This window comes from Nocardiopsis ganjiahuensis DSM 45031, assembly GCF_000341085.1.
Lineage (GTDB): Bacteria > Actinomycetota > Actinomycetes > Streptosporangiales > Streptosporangiaceae > Nocardiopsis > Nocardiopsis ganjiahuensis.
This window is the reverse complement of sequence record NZ_ANBA01000006.1, coordinates 31,008-47,466: the sequence shown is the minus strand read 5'-3', so window position 1 is coordinate 47,466 and position 16,459 is coordinate 31,008. Positions and strand designations below refer to the sequence as shown.

At 71.5% G+C, this 16,459-nt stretch carries 13 protein-coding genes; 9 read left to right on the top strand and 4 right to left on the bottom strand.

Annotation, left to right across the window (positions count from 1 at the left end; genetic code table 11):
• The first annotated feature begins 146 nt into the window (after nucleotides 1-146).
• From D458_RS0105580 to D458_RS0105565, 4 genes are read left to right on the top strand one after another with little or no spacing between them, the layout of a single operon-like run.
• Nucleotides 147-809 (top strand): HemK2/MTQ2 family protein methyltransferase, encoded by a 663-nt coding sequence (locus D458_RS0105580; RefSeq protein WP_017585739.1) that lies wholly within the window; start codon nucleotides 147-149, stop codon nucleotides 807-809.
• On the top strand, nucleotides 802-1,014 hold the full coding sequence (locus D458_RS0105575) for a CDGSH iron-sulfur domain-containing protein (protein WP_017585738.1): 213 nt from the start codon (nucleotides 802-804) through the stop codon (nucleotides 1,012-1,014). Before D458_RS0105580 ends, D458_RS0105575 begins: the two co-directional genes overlap by 8 nt.
• A complete protein-coding gene (locus D458_RS0105570) occupies nucleotides 1,011-2,012 on the top strand; it encodes an iron-containing redox enzyme family protein (protein WP_017585737.1) in 1,002 nt (333 codons plus the stop codon). Before D458_RS0105575 ends, D458_RS0105570 begins: the two co-directional genes overlap by 4 nt.
• The gene (locus D458_RS0105565) at nucleotides 2,009-3,010 is read left to right on the top strand and encodes an L-histidine N(alpha)-methyltransferase (RefSeq protein ID WP_017585736.1); all 1,002 of its coding nucleotides are present in this window, start codon (nucleotides 2,009-2,011) and stop codon (nucleotides 3,008-3,010) included. The genes D458_RS0105570 and D458_RS0105565 overlap by 4 nt, the downstream gene beginning before the upstream one ends.
• Before the next feature lie 96 nt (nucleotides 3,011-3,106).
• Here D458_RS0105565 and D458_RS0105560 read toward each other — a convergent pair whose 3' ends face one another.
• The gene (locus D458_RS0105560; RefSeq protein ID WP_017585735.1) at nucleotides 3,107-4,747 is read right to left on the bottom strand and encodes a PucR family transcriptional regulator; all 1,641 of its coding nucleotides are present in this window, start codon (nucleotides 4,745-4,747) and stop codon (nucleotides 3,107-3,109) included.
• A 300-nt stretch (nucleotides 4,748-5,047) separates the two neighbouring features.
• On the opposite strand from D458_RS0105560, the gene D458_RS0105555 reads away from it, so the two are divergent.
• Both D458_RS0105555 and D458_RS0105550 read left to right on the top strand, forming a co-directional pair.
• Nucleotides 5,048-6,733: a thiamine pyrophosphate-binding protein gene (locus tag D458_RS0105555; RefSeq protein WP_017585734.1), complete on the top strand. Its 1,686-nt coding sequence runs from the start codon at nucleotides 5,048-5,050 to the stop codon at nucleotides 6,731-6,733.
• Nucleotides 6,730-7,722 (top strand): C-terminal binding protein, encoded by a 993-nt coding sequence (locus tag D458_RS0105550; RefSeq protein WP_051049600.1) that lies wholly within the window; start codon nucleotides 6,730-6,732, stop codon nucleotides 7,720-7,722. Before D458_RS0105555 ends, D458_RS0105550 begins: the two co-directional genes overlap by 4 nt.
• 263 nt (nucleotides 7,723-7,985) lie before the next feature.
• Here D458_RS0105550 and D458_RS33010 read toward each other — a convergent pair whose 3' ends face one another.
• A complete protein-coding gene (locus tag D458_RS33010) occupies nucleotides 7,986-9,863 on the bottom strand; it encodes a rhamnogalacturonan lyase (protein WP_051049599.1) in 1,878 nt (625 codons plus the stop codon).
• Between the two features lie 369 nt (nucleotides 9,864-10,232).
• On the opposite strand from D458_RS33010, the gene D458_RS0105540 reads away from it, so the two are divergent.
• Complete coding sequence (locus D458_RS0105540) at nucleotides 10,233-11,762, top strand: alpha/beta hydrolase (protein ID WP_017585732.1); 1,530 nt, start codon at nucleotides 10,233-10,235, stop codon at nucleotides 11,760-11,762.
• A gap of 73 nt (nucleotides 11,763-11,835) precedes the next feature.
• Nucleotides 11,836-12,573 (top strand): helix-turn-helix domain-containing protein, encoded by a 738-nt coding sequence (locus D458_RS0105535; RefSeq protein WP_017585731.1) that lies wholly within the window; start codon nucleotides 11,836-11,838, stop codon nucleotides 12,571-12,573.
• Between the two features lie 136 nt (nucleotides 12,574-12,709).
• Here the strand turns inward: D458_RS0105535 and D458_RS0105530 are convergent, their stop codons facing one another.
• Both D458_RS0105530 and D458_RS0105525 read right to left on the bottom strand, forming a co-directional pair.
• Nucleotides 12,710-15,289 (bottom strand): glycoside hydrolase family 9 protein, encoded by a 2,580-nt coding sequence (locus D458_RS0105530; protein ID WP_017585730.1) that lies wholly within the window; start codon nucleotides 15,287-15,289, stop codon nucleotides 12,710-12,712.
• Nucleotides 15,290-15,683: 394 nt separating this feature from the next.
• Complete coding sequence (locus tag D458_RS0105525) at nucleotides 15,684-16,121, bottom strand: CoA-binding protein (protein ID WP_026119028.1); 438 nt, start codon at nucleotides 16,119-16,121, stop codon at nucleotides 15,684-15,686.
• Here D458_RS0105525 and D458_RS36240 point away from each other — a divergent pair.
• Nucleotides 16,120-16,299 carry a hypothetical protein gene (locus tag D458_RS36240; protein WP_152521060.1) on the top strand — a complete coding sequence of 60 codons (180 nt, stop codon included), beginning with the start codon at nucleotides 16,120-16,122 and terminating at the stop codon, nucleotides 16,297-16,299. The genes D458_RS0105525 and D458_RS36240 overlap by 2 nt on opposite strands.
• The last annotated feature ends 160 nt before the right edge of the window (nucleotides 16,300-16,459 follow it).

Genomic DNA, 16,459 nt, shown 5'->3' with positions numbered 1-16,459 from the left:
ACCGTTGTCCGGCCCGGCCGACGGGGACGAAGACGCCGGTCTCGCCCGCCGACTCCGGGCGCCCTCATCACTCAAAGTGACCGTGCGCGTCCGGAGAGGTGCTTTTTGGGCGATTATCGGCACGGCGGCCGGGTAGTGGACTCTCCATGCTGCTACTGAGGCCACCGGGTGTCTATCGAGCGCAGGGGGACACCTCCCTGCTCCGCCATGTACTGCGCGAGCGCGGTCGGAACGGGGAGTTCGTCGGACGCTCGGTCCTCGACGTCGCCTCGGGCACCGGGGCCCTGGGCATCGAGGCACTGCGCGCCGGAGCGGCCAGCCTCACCGCGATCGACCTGTCACGGCGCTCCGTGGCGGCGACTTGGCTCAACAGCCGCCTGCACGGCATCCCCGCGGTGGTTCTGCGCGGTGACCTGTTCGCTCCGGTGGCCTCACGCCGCTTCGGACTCGTCCTCGCCAACCCGCCCTACGTGCCCTCCGACACCCCTTCGCCTCCGCGCTACCGGATGGCGAGGTGCTGGGACGCGGGGCCGGACGGCCGGCTCCTGCTGGACCGTATATGCGCGGGTGCGCCCGCGGTGCTCGACGAGGACGGCGTCCTTCTGCTCGTGCAGTCGGCGCTCTCCGGTGAACAGGCCACGTTGGACCGCTTCGAGAAGGCGGGGCTGGTGTCCGAGGTCCTCATGAGAGCCCGCATCCCGTTCGGGCCGGTGCTGCGCTCGCGCGCTCACACGCTGCGCGACCGCGGGCTGATCGGCCCCGACCAGACGGAGGAGGAACTCGTGGTCATCGAGGCACGACATGGCTGAGGACCGCCGCAGGGTCGTCGTCACCGGTGAGGGCCCGATCCTCGTCTACGGTCCGGTCGACGTGGAGATGCCCGACGGAACGCGCCTGCTCAGCGACCGAGCGGTCACCGCTCTGTGCACGTGCGGTCGCAGCCGGCGGCGCCCGTTCTGCGACACGAGCCATCGCCGGCGGGTGCGCGACAAGAAGGAGGAGGACGGCTCATGACCGTGACGATGTCGGAGGCGCCGACGCTTCCCTCCCCCCGCGGACCGGTCTCCCGGGCGGTCCTGGCCGCGCTGCGGGGGGACCGGCCCGAGCCTCCGGACGCGGCGCAGGCCCTCCCCTACGGTGAGGACCTCCAGTTGGCGCTCTACTGCTGCTACGAACTCCACTACCGGGGTTTCGCAGGGGTCGACGCCGACCGCGAATGGGATCCGGCGCTCCTCGCGATCCGTGCCGACCTGGAAGAGGTCTTCCTCGGTGCGCTCCGGGAGGACGTGCCCGCCGGTACGGACGCCGAGGGCGAACTCGGCGCGCTCCTCGTCGAACACGTCGACGCGTTCGGGGTCTCGCACCACCTGTGGCGCCACGGGCACCTGTGGCAGCTGCGCGAGTACGTCGCGCACCGTTCGCTCTACCACCTGAAGGAAGCCGATCCGCAGACCTTCGTCGTCCCGCGCCTGCACGGTCCGGCCAAGGCCGCCCTCATGACGGTGCAGCACGACGAGTACGGTGCGGGAGACCCCGAGCGGACGCACTCCAAGCTCTTCGCCGACATGATGACCGAGCTCGGCCTCTCCGACGCCTACGGCGCCTATGTCGACTCCGCCCCCGCCGAGATGCTGGCCGAAGTCAACTTCATGTCGCTGTGCGGTCTGCACCGCGGGTTGCGCGCCGCGCTGATCGGGCAGTTCGCCACCGTCGAACTCACCTCCTCACCCGGGTCGGACCGCCTGGTCAAGGCGATGAGAAGGCTGGGCTGCGGTCCGGACGCCATCCGTTTCTACGCCGAGCACGTCGAGGCCGACGCGGTGCACGAGCAGCTCGTCCGGCGCGAGGTGATCGCGCCGCTGCTGAGTGCCGAACCCGAGCTGGCCGCCGACCTCGTGTTCGGGATCCGGAGCAGCGTCTTCCTGGCCGACCGGTTGGAGGAGCACCTGTTCCGGTGTTGGAACCGCGGCGAGTCGAGTTTCCGTGACGGAGTGGAGGCGAGCAGACCATGACGCTGTCCGGCTCGGAGGCGCGTTACCGCGTCATCCCGCTCGCAGACGGTGACGGCGGGGTCCCGGAGGACGCGGTCGTGCGGGACTGTCTCCGGCAGGACCCGCCCAGGCTCCCCCCGTGGCTCGGCTACGACGCGGTCGGTTCCGAGTACTTCGAACAGATCACCGAACTCCCCACGTACTACCTGACCCGTGTGGAACGCGCCCTGCTGGAGAGCCACTCCGCGGAGATGGCCGAGGAGCTCGCTTGCGGGCGGATCGCGGAACTGGGCAGCGGGAGCGCGAAGAAGACACGGTTGCTGCTGGAGAACTGCCTGCGGTTGGGACCGACCACCTACCTCCCGATCGACGTCGACCAGGCCATGCTGCGCTCCAGCGGAGCCGCCCTGTGCTCGGAACTGGACGAACTGCGGGTCACCGGTCTGTGGGGGCGCTACGAGGCCGCTCTGGAGTGGCTGCGCACCCACTCCGCCGGGCCGCTCGCGGTCCTCTTCCTCGGCAGCAGCTTCGGCAACACCACACGGGAGGAACGGAGTGTCCTGCTCGACGGCGTCGCCCGCAGCCTGGGCCCGGGCGGGAGCTTCCTCGTCTCCGCCGACCTGGACAAGGACCGCGAGGTTCTGGAGACCTGTTACAACGATCCCGCCGGGTACTCGGCCTTCGCCGATTTCCGGCTCAACTACCTCACCCAGCTCAACCGTCGTTACGGCGCCGAGTTCGACCTCGACGACTTCGTCCCTGATGCCCGTTACAACGCGGACACCTCCACGGTGGAAGGGCGTCTTGTGGCCCGCACCGATCTGACGGTGCCGGTACCGGGGCTCGGGATCACACTGGACATCCCGCGCGGGCGGTTCCTCAACGTCGGTTACTCGGTGAAGTTCGACGAGCAGCAGTTGGCCCGCGAAGCGGGGGAGCACGGTTTCCGTCTGCGGACCCGATGGCTGGACCCCGAGTTCCGGTACGGGATCTTCCTCTTCCGCCGTGAGGAGGCCTGAACACCCTGCCCCGGCCCGCTCTGCGCCCGAGCACTGGAACACACGACGAAGGAGTTCGGACCGGACGGTCCCCGGGGCTCCGCGCGGGCCTGTCCCTCATTCCGGGTCGAGGTGGGTGAAGGCCAGGAGCAGGCGGGCCCGGGTGACGGGGTCGCCGAGGTCCCGGCCCAGCCTCTGCTCCGCGTCGCCGATCAGCCTGCGGACGGTGTTGCGGTGCACGCCCAGGGCGCGGGCGGTGCGGTCCCAGGACCCGTTCCGGCGCAGCCACACCGCGAGCGCGGCCCGGGTCTGCGCCGCTTCGGGCGGGGCGAGCGGTGCGAGCACGCGCTGCGCGGCCCCGGAGCCCGCGGCGGTGTCGCCGCTCAACCACAGTTCGTCCGGCGGATCGGGCAGGTAGCCCCTCTGGTGCTGTTCGGTGCGGCGCGCGGACTCGGCGAGGCGTTCGGCCTCGTGCATCGCCTCGGGGAGATCGGTGACCGGGTACGCGTCGCTGACGGCGAGGTACCAGCCCAGCTCCTCGGCCTGGTCGAAGGCGGTGGCGCTGGGCGGACCGGCGGTGAACGCGCGCAGGCGGTCACGGCGGTGGTCGGCGAGGGGCGTGCGGAGCGTGCGGCGCATCCAGCGCACGTCGGAGGGCACGCCGAGGCTGCCGCCGTCGTGCCGGGGACGGACGGCCACCACCGCGTGGGCGCGGCGCCCGCGGCCGGTCAGGAGGGAACTGGCGATCAGGTTTCCGTAGCGGTCCTGTTCCCGCCGGTGGCTCGCCGGTGGCGCGGACTCGACCAGCAGGTGCATGAGGAGCTGGTCGATGGCGGTCGACTGGTCCGCGGGCAGGCTCACGACGAGGCGCATGAGGTTGGCGGCGAGGAGCAGCGCGGTCCGGTCGGTGCGGGAGAGCTCCGGGGAGCGCCCGAGGGCGATCACCGTGGAGGGTCCGCCGGCCCGCCCGCGAGCCTCGGCGCCGACGGTGACCTCGTGGGCGGTGACGGAGAAGTCGGCCCCGCCCTCGGACAGGGTGCGGAACACGGTGGGCGTCCCTCCGCGCGGGAGTGACCGCGCGGCCAGCTTCTCCTCGAGGACGTCGAACAGGGCGGCCGGGTCGGTCTCGAGCGGTCCCCGGCCGGTCTGGAGGATCTCCCCGTCGACCCGCAGCGCCGCCCATCCGCCGCTGGCCTGTGCCAGGACCCCGAGGATCCGCTGCGCGGGGCGACGCTTGAGTGCCGCCTCCGTGAGCTTGCGGGCGGTGGTGTTCATGGCGCTGAGCGAGCGGGTGCGCTCGTCCTCGAGCGCTCGGGTGAGCAGCGCGACCACCTGGGCGAAGACGACCTCGGGCGGGAGCACGACGAGCGGCAGACCGTGGGCCGAACACGCTCGGACGAGGAGCGGCGGGACCTCGGTGTGGACGGGTTCGAGACCGAACACCAGGGCGGCCACCCCCGCCGAGACCAGACGCTCCACGTAGGAGTGCACCGCGGCGGGTTCCCCGGGCAGGCCGAGGCCGGTGATCAGCAGCAGGTCCCCCGGCGTCAGGTAGTCGCCGGGGTCCTCGAGCTCGATCACCACCGGGGCGGCCACGGGGACGGCCCGGATCCGCTCCAGGAGCGCGGGGTCCGCCTCGAGCTCCGCCACGGCGGGCACCGCGAGCCCCGCCTCGAACCGGTCCGTCTCGAGCAGCGTGGCCAGGGGAACGGACGCGCGTTCCAGGTACGGATCCGGTGTTTCCGGTGGCTGCGGCATCGGGGCCTCTCAGGCGACGGGCGCTGCTGGACGTCACCAGCCAGGACGAAATGACTCGGCAGGCTGGAAACCAGGATAGTTCGTCCCTCGCTCTCGCGGAGGCCGCGTGCATAGACTCGCGCTCGTACCCGGAAGCGCCGAACGGGTTCTGTGCCACCCGCACCCCGCCCCACCAGCGGACTCGGGCCGTGCCGACCGCCGCGCGACCTCCCACCGGCCGCTTCCGGCACCTTCACACGCCGGGACCCGCGCTCCGCACATCCGCGGCCGCCCACACCCGCAACCCCTAAGGAAGTCACCTTGGCCACTCGCGACCACGGACCCCGGATCGGCGGCGACGTCGTCCTCGAAACGCTGAGCACGCTGGGCGCCAGGGGAGTCGTCGGGCTGCCCGGACAGCACGCGCTCGGACTGTTCGACGCGCTGCGCCGCTCGGACCTCACCTATCTCAGCGCCCGCATCGAGAACAACGCCGGGTTCATGGCGGACGGCTACTCCCGGGTGACCGGTGAGGTGGCCCCGCTGCTGCTGTCCACGGGACCCGGTGCGCTGACCTCGCTGTCAGCGCTGCAGGAGGCGGCTGCCTCCTCGATCCCGGTGCTCGCCATCAGCGCGCAGATCCCGGTGGCGGGGCTCGGCGGCGGCCGGCACGGCTACCTCCACGAGCTGCCGCAGCAGTCCGACTCGTTCCGCGGCATCGTGAAGAGCGTCGTCACCGTGCGCACGATGGCGCAGATCCCCACCGCCGTGGCCGAGGCCTGGCGGACCGCCCGGACCGCCCCGCAGGGGCCGGTGCTCGTGGAGGTGCCGCAGGACATCCTGCTCGCCCCGGCCGACGAGGTCGTGCCCGACCTGTCCGCGGCGCGGCTGAACGCGGAGCCGCGGCCGCTCGAACCGATCGCGGACGTGGTGGCCCTGGCCGCGCGGACCCTGGCCGGCGCCGAGCGGCCGGTCGTCCTCGCGGGCGGAGGTGTCGTGCGCGCGGGGGCCGAGGCCGAACTGGCGGCCCTGGCCGAACGGCTCGACGCACCCGTCGTCACGACCGTCGGCGGCAAGGGCGCGATGGGCTGGGACCACCCGCTGTCGGCCCGCTCCTGGATCGAGGACATCGCCACGACCGAGTTCCTGGAGGACGCGGACGCGCTGCTGATCGTGGGCAGCGGTGTCGGCGAGCTGTCGAGCAACTACCACACCTTCCGCCCGCGGGGCCGGGTGGTGCAGATCGAGGCCGACCTCGGCAAGCTCGGCTCCAACCACCCCGGGATCGGGATCCACGCCGACGCGAAGCTCGCGCTCGCCGCCCTCGACAGCCGCCTGGAGGAGAGAGGCCGCTCCTCCAGCCCCGAGCGCCGCGCCTCGGCCGGGAAGCGGATCGCGGACCTGCTCGACACCGTGCTCACCCGGGTCGAGGGCCAGGGGCTCGAGGCGGAGCTCGCCCTGGTGCGCGGCCTGCGCGAGGCGGTGCCCGCCGACACCCGCGTCTACTGGGACATGACCATCCTCGCCTACTGGGCGTGGTCGGCCTGGGACCCGCGCGACGCCGAGTTCGCGTCGGCCCAGGGCGCCGGAGGCCTGGGCTACGGCCTGCCCGCGGCGTTGGGCGCCGCGTTCGGCCGGCGTGTGAACGGCGAGAGCGGATCGGTGCTCGCGGTGTCGGGTGACGGCGGCGCCCTGTACGGCGTCGCGGAGCTTGCGGTCGCCGCGCAGCACGATCTGCCGGTGGTCTGGTTGATCGTGGACGACGGCGGATACGGGGTGCTCCGCGAGTACATGACCGGGGCCTTCGGCGAAGCGACCGCGACGGAGCTGACCCGGCCCGACTACGTGGCGCTCGCCGAGTCGTTCGGCGTGCCGGCCGAGAGCACGACCCTGGAGGACGCCCCCGCCGCGGTCGCCCATGCCCTCGAGGCCGGCGGGCCGAGAGTGGTCGTGCTGCCCGCGGTCCTCGAACTGTTCGCCCCGACCCACCTGGAGCGTCTGGCGTGAGTAGGCCACTGGTGCTCTTCACGGACCGGACCGACCTCGATCCCCGGCCCGGGCGGGCGCTGCTCGAGGACGCCGGGTGCGACACGGTCCTCGCCGAGCTGCCGAGCGACCGCTTCGCGGAGCAGGTCCTGCCGGACGGGGCGGAGCGCGCGGTCGCGCTGGTCGTCGGCTTCGCCCGCATCGACAAGCCGCTGCTCGACCGGCTGCCGAACGTCGGCTGTATCGCGACCATGAGCGCGGGGATCGACATGATCGACCGTGCCGAGGCCGAACGCCGCGGCATCTGGATCGTGAACCTCGTGGGCGCCGCGACCGAGGAGGTCGCCGCTCACGCGCTGACCCTCGCGCTGGCGCTCGAACGGCACCTGCGGGAGAGCCTCGCGGTGACCGCGTCGGGAGGCTGGACGGAGGAGCTGGAGCCGGTGCCGAGGCAGCTGAGCGGGCTCACCCTCGGCCTCTTCGGGTTCGGCCGCATCGCGCGTCGTCTCGCGGAGATCGCCGCGCCCGTCTTCGGTGCGGTCGTCGCCCACGACCCGTTCGTGGCGGAGGCACCCGCAGGGGTGAGGCTCGTCGACCGGGACCGGTTGCTCGCCGAGTCGGACGTGCTCTCACTGCACCTGCCGCTCAGCCCGGAGACCGCCGGGTCGATCGGCCGGGAGGCGTTCTCGGCGATGCGTGAGGGGGCGAACCTCGTCAACGTGTCGCGGGGTGAGCTGGTGGACCACGCCGCTCTGGTGGAGGCGCTCGACTCGGGCCGCCTGCGCGGAGCAGCGCTCGACGTGCTCGCGGGGGAGCCCGCGGACCCCGGCGACCCGCTGCGGCGCGACCCGCGTGTGCTGGTGACACCGCACGTCGCGTTCCTCTCCGATGGGTCGCTCGAGCGCTACGTGCTCGACCCCGCCGCGAACGTGCTCGAGTGGCTGCGCGTGGGAAGGCTCGAACAGGCCGCGCTCACCGGAACCGCCGTAGAACCCCTCCTGCTCGGCTGAACAGCCGCCATCGGGGTAGTTCGGCTGCCTGTCCGGCACCGTGGGGAGTCATCCGCCCCTCGGGGGCCGCGGAGAGGCCGCGCGGCCCCCGCGGGAGCCGGGCTGCCGTTCGGTGTCTCCCGGACCCGACCGGGGGACACCGACCAGCCCGGTCTCGTAGGCGAGCACCACCGCCTGCACCCGGGTCGTGCGGAGGACGGGTGCGGGGCACCCCGGCACGGTGCCGGAGTGCCCCGCGTCGGGTCAGAGCGCCCTACGTCGGGTCAGGGCGCGCCGCCCGCGGTGCCCTCACCGAGGGCGAACGACGGGTGCGGGGGCTGGTTGTAGGCGGTGTTCTGCCAGGCCAGCGCCACCCTGTACTGGGAGTCGTCCACGAGGGCGGGCACCCGCAGGTCCGTCTCGTGCGGGGTGGAGTAGATCCGCAGGGCGGTGTTGTCACTGGTACGCCAGACGACCTCTTCGCGCCAGTCGCCGAGGATGTCACCGGACAGGGCGGGGGTGGCCTTGGTGCCGTTGTTGGACGCCACGTCCTCACCCGTGAGCAGGCGGGTACCGCCGTCGGGGCCGTACTTGTCGATCCGGGTCCCGTCGAGCAGTTCACGGCTCGCGTCGCCGTCCCACCACACCAGGAAGTTGGCGGAACCCGGCTTGGCCCCGACCTCCTCGCCGTCGGCGCCGCGCAACCCGGCCACGTTCGAGGACCAGAACTCCGCCCCCGGGTTGTCCGCCCAGATGTCCCCGGCGACGCCGCGCCCGTTGTCGCCGCCGCCCGGACCGAGCTCCCACAGCGTGTCGCCGGTGGCCGCGTCGACGAGCCAGGCGTCCGGAGCCGAGGCGTTCTCGCTCACGCCGTACACCTCCAGGCCGGGCCGGTCGGGGAGGAAGTCGCCGACGTGCAGCGCGTCCCCGTGGCCGTATCCGGTCGCCCACAGGCCGGTGCCGTCGTCGTCGATGGCGGCGGCGCCGAACATGACCTCGTCGCGCCCGTCTCCCTCTGCGTCGGCGACGGACAGGCTGTGGAAGCCCTGCCCGGCGTAGCCCTGGTTGCCGGGGTCGTCGGAGTCGAAGACCCACCGCTGGGACAGCTGACCGTCGCGGAAGTCCCAGGCGGCGACGACCGCGCGGGTGTAGTAGCCGCGGGAGAACACCATGCTGGGGTTTTCGCCGTCCAGGTAGGCGGTACCGGCCAGGAACCGGTCGACGCGGTTGCCGTAGTCGTCGCCCCAGTCCGCGACGTTGCCGCGCGCGGGAACGTAGTCGACGGTGTCCAGGGCCCGGCCGGTGGTGCCCTCGAACACCGTCAGGTACTCGGGGCCGCTGAGCACGTACCCGCTCGGGTTGCGGTGGTCGGCCCCGGCGTCGCCGATGACCGTGCCCTCGCCGTCACGGGTGCCGTCGGCGGTCTTCATGGCGACCTCGGCGCTTCCGTCGCCGTCGTAGTCGTACACCTGGAACTGGGTGTAGTGGGCGCCCGCGCGGATGTTCGCGCCCAGGTCGATGCGCCACAGCCGGGTGCCGTCGAGCGCGTAGGCGTCGATGAGCACGGGGCCGGTGTGCCCGCTCTGGGAGTTGTCCTTGGCGTTGGTCGGATCCCACTTGAGGACGATCTCGTACTGCCCGTCGCCGTCGAGGTCGCCCACGGAGGCGTCGCTGGCGTCGTAGGTGTAGTCGGAGCCGTTCACGCTGCCGCCCTCGGGGCGGTCCAGGGGGACGTCCAGGTACCCGTCGGCGAAGGTGAGGGAGGGCTCCGACGGGGGCTGCTCCTCCCCGTCGACGACGGCGGCGACGGTGTAGGCGGCGTCGGAGGGGGCGCCGGTGTCGAGGTGGTTGGTGGCCCCGGTGAGGGGTTCGGGCGTGATGAGTTCACCGTCGCGGTAGACGTTGAAGGCGGTCGCGGGGTCGTCCTCGCCGAGGAGGCGCCACGTGACGAGGTTGCCGTCGGGGCCGCCGACGCTGACGACGCTCCGGTCGAGGTTCTCGGCCTGCCTGGCGTCGACGGGGTCGGCGCTGGAGGCGGTCGCGGCGGTGGTCGTGTCGTCGCCGCTTCCGGTGAGGACGACCGCGCCGAGGGCGAGCGCGGCCGCCGCGGCGGTGAGGGGGAGGGTGACGGTCCCGTGCCGTCGGTGAGCGGGGGGTCGCATGGCTTTCCTTCTCTCGGGGACGGCGAAGGGGGCGTGCGACCCCGCTTCGCCGGTGCGGGCGAGAAACATGCTCGGTAAGCGCTTACCTGCCGATGGTCGAAAGCAGAAAGTAACACGGTCGCAACGCTCTGGGAAGGCCGGTAAGGCGCGAAGGCGCGCAACGGAGGCGGTGCGCCGACCGGACCGGCCCGCCCCCACCTGCCGTGGGAGTGAGACCTGGCGACACGGGCTTGACCCTGTTCCAGGAACACAGTGTCTGCTTGCGACCGAAGTGTTGGTCGCATGCAGGGGGCAGACGTGGGGGAACGGATACCGCAGAGGGACACCGGGCCGGGGCGGCACCGGAGCCGGATCAGTGCCGGAGTCGGCGTGCTCGCGCTGACAGGCATCCTGGCGGCGTGCGCTCCGGCGCAACCGGGCGGGCAGGGGCCCGGCACCGGATCCCCGAGCGCCGATCTGGACGGCTTCTACGAGCAGGAACTGGCGTGGGAGACCTGCGCCGACTACACGACGACGGACATCGAGGCCTCGCTGCTGGAGCTGGCGCCCGGCGCCGAGTGCGCGCGCATGGAGGTGCCGTTGGACTACGGGGAGCCCGAGGGCGAACGGGCGTCGGTGGCGGTGATGCGGGTGGCGGCCAGGGGTGAGTCGACGGGATCGCTGGTCCACAACCCCGGCGGCCCGGGCGGATCCGGGGTCGTGGGCGCCGCTCTGGCGTTCGCAGGGCTGGCGGAGAGCGAGATCACCGAACGCTTCGACCTGGTCGGCTTCGACCCGCGCGGTGTCGGTGCCACACAGCCCGCCGTGGACTGCTACACCGACGAGGAGGCGGACACGGGGGTCGTTCCGCTGGGATCACAGGGCACCACCGCGCAGTTCACCGAGGACGACACCCGCGCGATCATGGAGCGCTGCGCCGAGGGCTCGGGCGGGTCCGAGGTCCTTCCGCACCTGGGGACGCGGGACACCGCGCGCGACATGGACGTGCTCCGGGCCTCGCTCGGTGAGGAGCGGCTGACCTACTTCGGTCAGAGCTACGGCACCCGGCTGGGCAGCGTCTACGCCGAACAGTTCCCCGAACGCGTGCGCGCGATGGTGCTCGACGGGGCGATGAGCCCGCTCGAAGGCAGCTTCGAGCGCCGCGTGAACGCCTACGCGGGGTTCCAGGGGGCGTTCGACGAGATGGCGGCCTTCTGCGCGGCCGAGGCGGACTGCCCGCTGGGTACCGATCCCGGACAGGCGACGGAGAAGTTCCAGGAGATCGTGCGGCCCCTGCGGGACGACCCCGTGCCCGCGCTGGGCCAGGAGTTGGACTTCGACGGCGCGGTCGGCGGGGTGATCGCCGGGCTCTACACCACGGAGAGCTGGCCGCGGATCATCGAGGGCATCGCCGAGGTCGAGGAGGGAAGCGGTGACGCCCTGATGCAGCTCATCTACGACTTCGGCATGCGCGGCCCCGACGGGGCCTGGCCCAACTCGCTCGAGGCCAACCACGCGATCAACTGTATGGACGAGGAGCGCCTGACCCCGGAACAGGGTGGCGAGCTGCGCGAGTCGACGTACGACCAGGCGCCCTTCATGGACCCGGGCGTGGACGTGACCGACGGGGCGCGTGACGGGTGCGAGCACTGGCCCGCCGAGCCCGGCCTCGGGTTCCCCTACGCGGAGGGCGTCGAAGGCCTGCCCGACACGCTCGTGGTGTCGATCACCGGCGACCCGACGACCCCGCACGCGGGCGGCATCGAGCTCGCGGACACGCTCGGAAGCGCGCTGCTGACGGTCGAGGGCACGGGGCACGGCATCGTCAGCCTCGGGACCAACGAGTGCGTGGACCAGGCCGCGGCCGCGTACCTGATCGACCTCGAAGTGCCCGAGGAGGGGGCGACCTGCACGCTGTGACACTCCGTCCAGGACTTGCCGTAGCGTCAGAGCCCGGACTCGAGCCAGGGGACGCCGGTGGAAGGAGCCGACCATGGGGTGGAGCACACGCGAACTCGCCGAGATGGCGGGCACGACGGTCAACACCATCCGCCACTACCACCGCATCGGCCTGCTCGACGAACCCGAGCGGCGGAGCAACGGCTACAAGCAGTACCGGTCGTGGCACCTCGCACGGGTCATCCAGATACGGCGGCTGCGCGAGCTCGGCGTTCCGTTGACACAGGTGGAGCAGATGGGGGACCGCCCGGGCAACGTCACCGACGCGTTGCGGGTGCTCGACGCCGAGCTCGCCGTCAGCATCGAACGGCTCCAGCGGGCGCGCGCCGAACTGGCCGTACTGCTGCACGACCGGACCCCGATCGACGTTCCGACCGACTTCGGCTCGGTCGCCGAACGGCTGACTCCGGCGGACCGTGCGGTCCTCGCGATCTCGTCCAGGTTCTACGACGAGAAGGCGATGGGCGACCTCAAGAGCATGATCGAGGCCGAACCCACCGACCTCGACGAGGAGATCAACACCCTGTCCCCCGATGCGAGCGAGGACGTCCGGCAGCGCCTGGCCGAACAGGTGGCGCGGATCATCGCCCAGCACCAGAGGGACTTCCCCTGGATGAAGGACCCGGGACCGCGACTGACCATGGTCCGGGCCGAGGCCGTGAAGACGGCGGCACAGTCCGTCAACGACCTCTACAACGAGGCCCAGCGCGACGTCCTGCGACGCGCGATCCTCCTTCTGGGCGAGGACCCGTCAGGCGGACCCTGGGCGTAGGAGACGCCCGGGGTTCCTCTGAGCCCTGACTCCGGATCCCGGCCCTCGGGATCCGACAGGTCTGGCTCACGGACTGACCGTGTGCCCCCCCGGGAGAGGGCACACGGTCATCTCGGCCGGGGCCCGTGAGGGACGGTCAGCCGCAGACCGTGCCGTTGAGGGCGAACCGTTCCGGGGAGGGGCTGTGCTCCGACGCGCTGCGGCCCACGAAACCGAAGGTCACCTCACCGCCGGCGGGGATCACGGAGTTCCAGTCCAGTCCGCTGACGGACACCGCGCGCCCGGCCTGCACGAGTTCGGAACTCCACGAGTGGCTCACCGTCTGCCCGGCGGGGAAGGACCAGTCCACCCCCCAGCCGCTGACGGGTTCGGCCCCGTTGTTGCGGACGGTCACCTGGGTGTTGAACCCGCCTGGCCAGGCGCCGTGCGTCGTGTACTCCACCTCGCAGGTGGAGGGCGCGGCCGCGGTCGCGGTGCCCTGGTCGGTGATGAAGCCGGACACCCAGGCCAGGGTCGAGTTCCAGTTGATCGTCAGCTCGTTGGTCGCCCACGCGTCGATGTGGTCGATGTAGCAGAACTGGGGTGCGCAGCCCTCCAGGTTGGCCCGGCTCACCGGATCCCAGGTGCCGGTGTCGGAGTTCGGCCCGCCGGAGAGGGTCCCCCTCGGAGGGTTGGGCAGGGCCGGGTCGAGTTGGTGGGCGTACCAGCGGCTGTGCTGGTTGACCGCGTCGTTGGTGCCGTAACCGGTGACGTACGACTGGTTGAGGGCGTTGCGCCCCAGGACGTAGTCCATCCCCTCCAGCACGGCGTCGCGGTAGCGGTCGTCGCCGCTGATGTCGTACGCGGTGGCGAGCACGACCATGTTGTTCAGGACCAGGTTGTTCGAGCCCCAGGCGAAGACGCCGCCCGCGGGGGAGTAGGCCAGACCGTACGGGTGCTCGCGCACGTTCTCCAGGTACTGATCAGCTGCCTCCAGAACCGAGGCGCGCACGGAGTCGCGGTCGGCCAGGCCGTTGGGAACGGTGGCCAGCTGGAGGCGTCCGAGCGGCGCCGTCCAGCGCCAGTCGAAGCCGTCAGCGGTGAACACCTCACCGGTGTGCAGCGGGGAGGAGGTGAGGGCTTCCTCGTACTTCGCTCCGCCGGTTGCCAGATAGAGCTCGGCAGCCGCCCAGTAGAACTCGTCGGCCACGTTGTCGTCGTCGTAGGGGCCGCCACCGGCACCCGAGGGGGCGGCGTAGCGCTCGGGCTCGGCCGCGGCCGAGGCCCAGGCGGTTTCCGCCGCAGCGAGGCAGGTGTCGGCGAACCCGGAGTCGTAGGGAGCGAACACCCGGGAGCACTGGGCCCCCGTAGCGGCCAGGTTGAGGGTGGCCGCTGTGGACGGCGGGTGCAGGTACCGCGGCTGCGGGTCGTCAGCGGGCATCATCGGCAGCCCTGTCCACTCCAGGTCGTGGATCTTGTGGTGGGCCATGCCCGCCAGTTCCTCACCCTCTGGCACCTGCATGCTGAGCAGGAACTCCATCTGCCAGCGGGCCTCGTCCAGGACGTCCGGCGTTCCGTTGTCGTTCTCGGGCACCGCCAGGGTGCCGTCGCCGACCCGCCCGGGGTCTCCGGTGGGCGCGGTGTGGGCTCTCTCGTACACACTCATCAGCTGGTGGACCGAGATGCCGCCGTTCACCACGTATTTGCCGTGGTCGCCCGCGTCGTACCAGCCGCCGGAGACGTCCAGCGCGTAGTCGCAGGGCGTGTCCGGGTGGCAGGTCACCTCGGTGTCGCCCTGGTTCGGTTCGACGCCGGCGTGACCGGCCGCGCGCCCGTAGCCGGGAGCGATCTCGTCGAGGATCTCGATGCCGCTGCGTTGCGTGTAGTAGAAGTTCAGCGAGTCCGTGGCCAGTGCGGCGTAGGGCTCCGCCGTGATGCCGAAGGGGTGGCTGGTCTCGCCGTCGGAGGTCAGCGTGTAGTCCTCCCCCTCCGTGCTGAGGTTTCCGAAGTCGATGGTGTGCACGTTCTGCCCGGAGGTGGCGTCCGTGCCGCGGGGTGTGGACGTGCCTTCGGCGACGACCGATCCATCCGCGTCGGCGACCTCCCAGGGAAGGGCTTCGGTGGCGTCGGTGACGACCGTCGCCCCCTTGGGCCCCTCGGGCAGGTAGGCGACCTGGTTGACGCGTACGCGAGGCCCGGTGTCCGGCTCGTACACGGGGGGCTCGGCTCCCCCGATCAGGGAGACCTCGTGCAGGCAGAACGCCCATCCCTGTTCGCTGCCGCCTATCTGGAAGGCCACCTGTGCGTCGTCGCGGTCGGCCGAGGCAGTGAACACGTACTCGTGGGTGGCGGGTTCGGAGCTGAGGACCGGGCGCTCGTCGAGTTCGGTGCTCCAGGGGTCCACGGGCTCCTGGACGAGGGACCGGACGGGGCGCCCGTCCAGGCCGGAAGCGGTGAAGGAGAAGCTGTAGGACTCACCCGCGACCAGTGATACGTCGTCCTGGCCGACGATCACGTCCCACGGGTCGCCGGTGCCGCCGGGCACGTCCACGCACAGGACTCCCTCCTCGGCGTTCATGTCCGCTCCGGGACTGGCCCACCAGCCCACGGTTCCCTGGCTGAAGTCGCCGTTGGTGATCTGCTCCGGCGGATCGTCGGCGTGGGCGGGGGAGGGGATGAGCAGGCCTGCGGTGAGAGTTGCCGCCGCACACAGGGCGACGGCGTTTCGAAGGGGCATGAGGTTCCTTCCGCTGGGGGTGGCGGTGGGAATGGGAGCGCTCCCAATCGTGTGACCATTATTGTGCCATGGGTCACACTGATCAAGGGGTGCAACGGCGGTGTCTACGGCCGTCCGCCCGCACGCGGTGGACAGCCTGCCGCGTATGACTCCCCCTGCTCCAGGCCCGTCCGCCGGAACGGACGGGACACGGATACCGGGTGGTCCGGGCTGGTACATGGACGCCCGGACCCTCCTTCCGGTCATCGAGGACAGGGAGAAGTTCCGAAGCGCTCACGCAGGAGACCGGGCGCTGCCGGTCCTGGAGTATCTCTGGAGCGGCAGGCCCGGGAACGGAGCCTCTCGCGCTGGTCCTGGTGGAGGCCGAGCCGACCGAGCCCTTTCGCTCGTGTGCTCAGGCGCCGCGCTTGCCCCACTCGATGGCGGGGCAGGTGTCCATCACCATCGGCACACCGGCGTCGGTCGTGCGCTGGAAAGCTTCCTCGTCGAGGACGCCGAGCTGGAACCACACACCGCGTGCGCCGATCGCGACGGCCTGGTCGGCGAACTCGCCGGCCGCCTCGGAGCGGCGGAAGACGTCGACGACGTCGATGGGCCCGACCTCGGCGGCCGCTTCGGCGAGCGTCGCGTAGGGCTTCTCACCGAGGACGTCCTTGCCGTCGGCCGCGGCACCGGGGTGGATCGGGATGATCCGCTTGCCCTTGGCCTGCAGCAACTGGGCGATGGGGTAGGCGGTGCGCCCGGGGTCGTTCGACAGCCCGACGACGGCCCAGACGGTGGTGTCGTCGAGGAGGCGTTCGATGGTCTTCGGGTCCAGCCACGGTTCGGTCATGTCGATCCAGAACATCCCCGATGCGCCGCCGATTCCCACGGAGCGGAGGCCGCCGGAGTGGGCGCTCTCTTCGGAGGGCATTCTGGTTCGGGTCACCGGGGTTCAGGCCCTGACGATCGGCCACCGTCCACAGCAGGGCGGAGAGGTCCGCGCAGTGAGCGAAAGAGATGAGCAATGAGGCTGCCAACCGACTCTGCGCTCAGCGTGGCGCAGAGCATCGTTGGCGAGTTGGTGCCGAGACGAGAGGTGCCCAGTTTCTCTAGCTGTAGTACCTCGCGGGTCGCTCGATACGAGTCTTGCCGCGGCTGTGTTGTTTCGTGAAACATAACTCCACGACT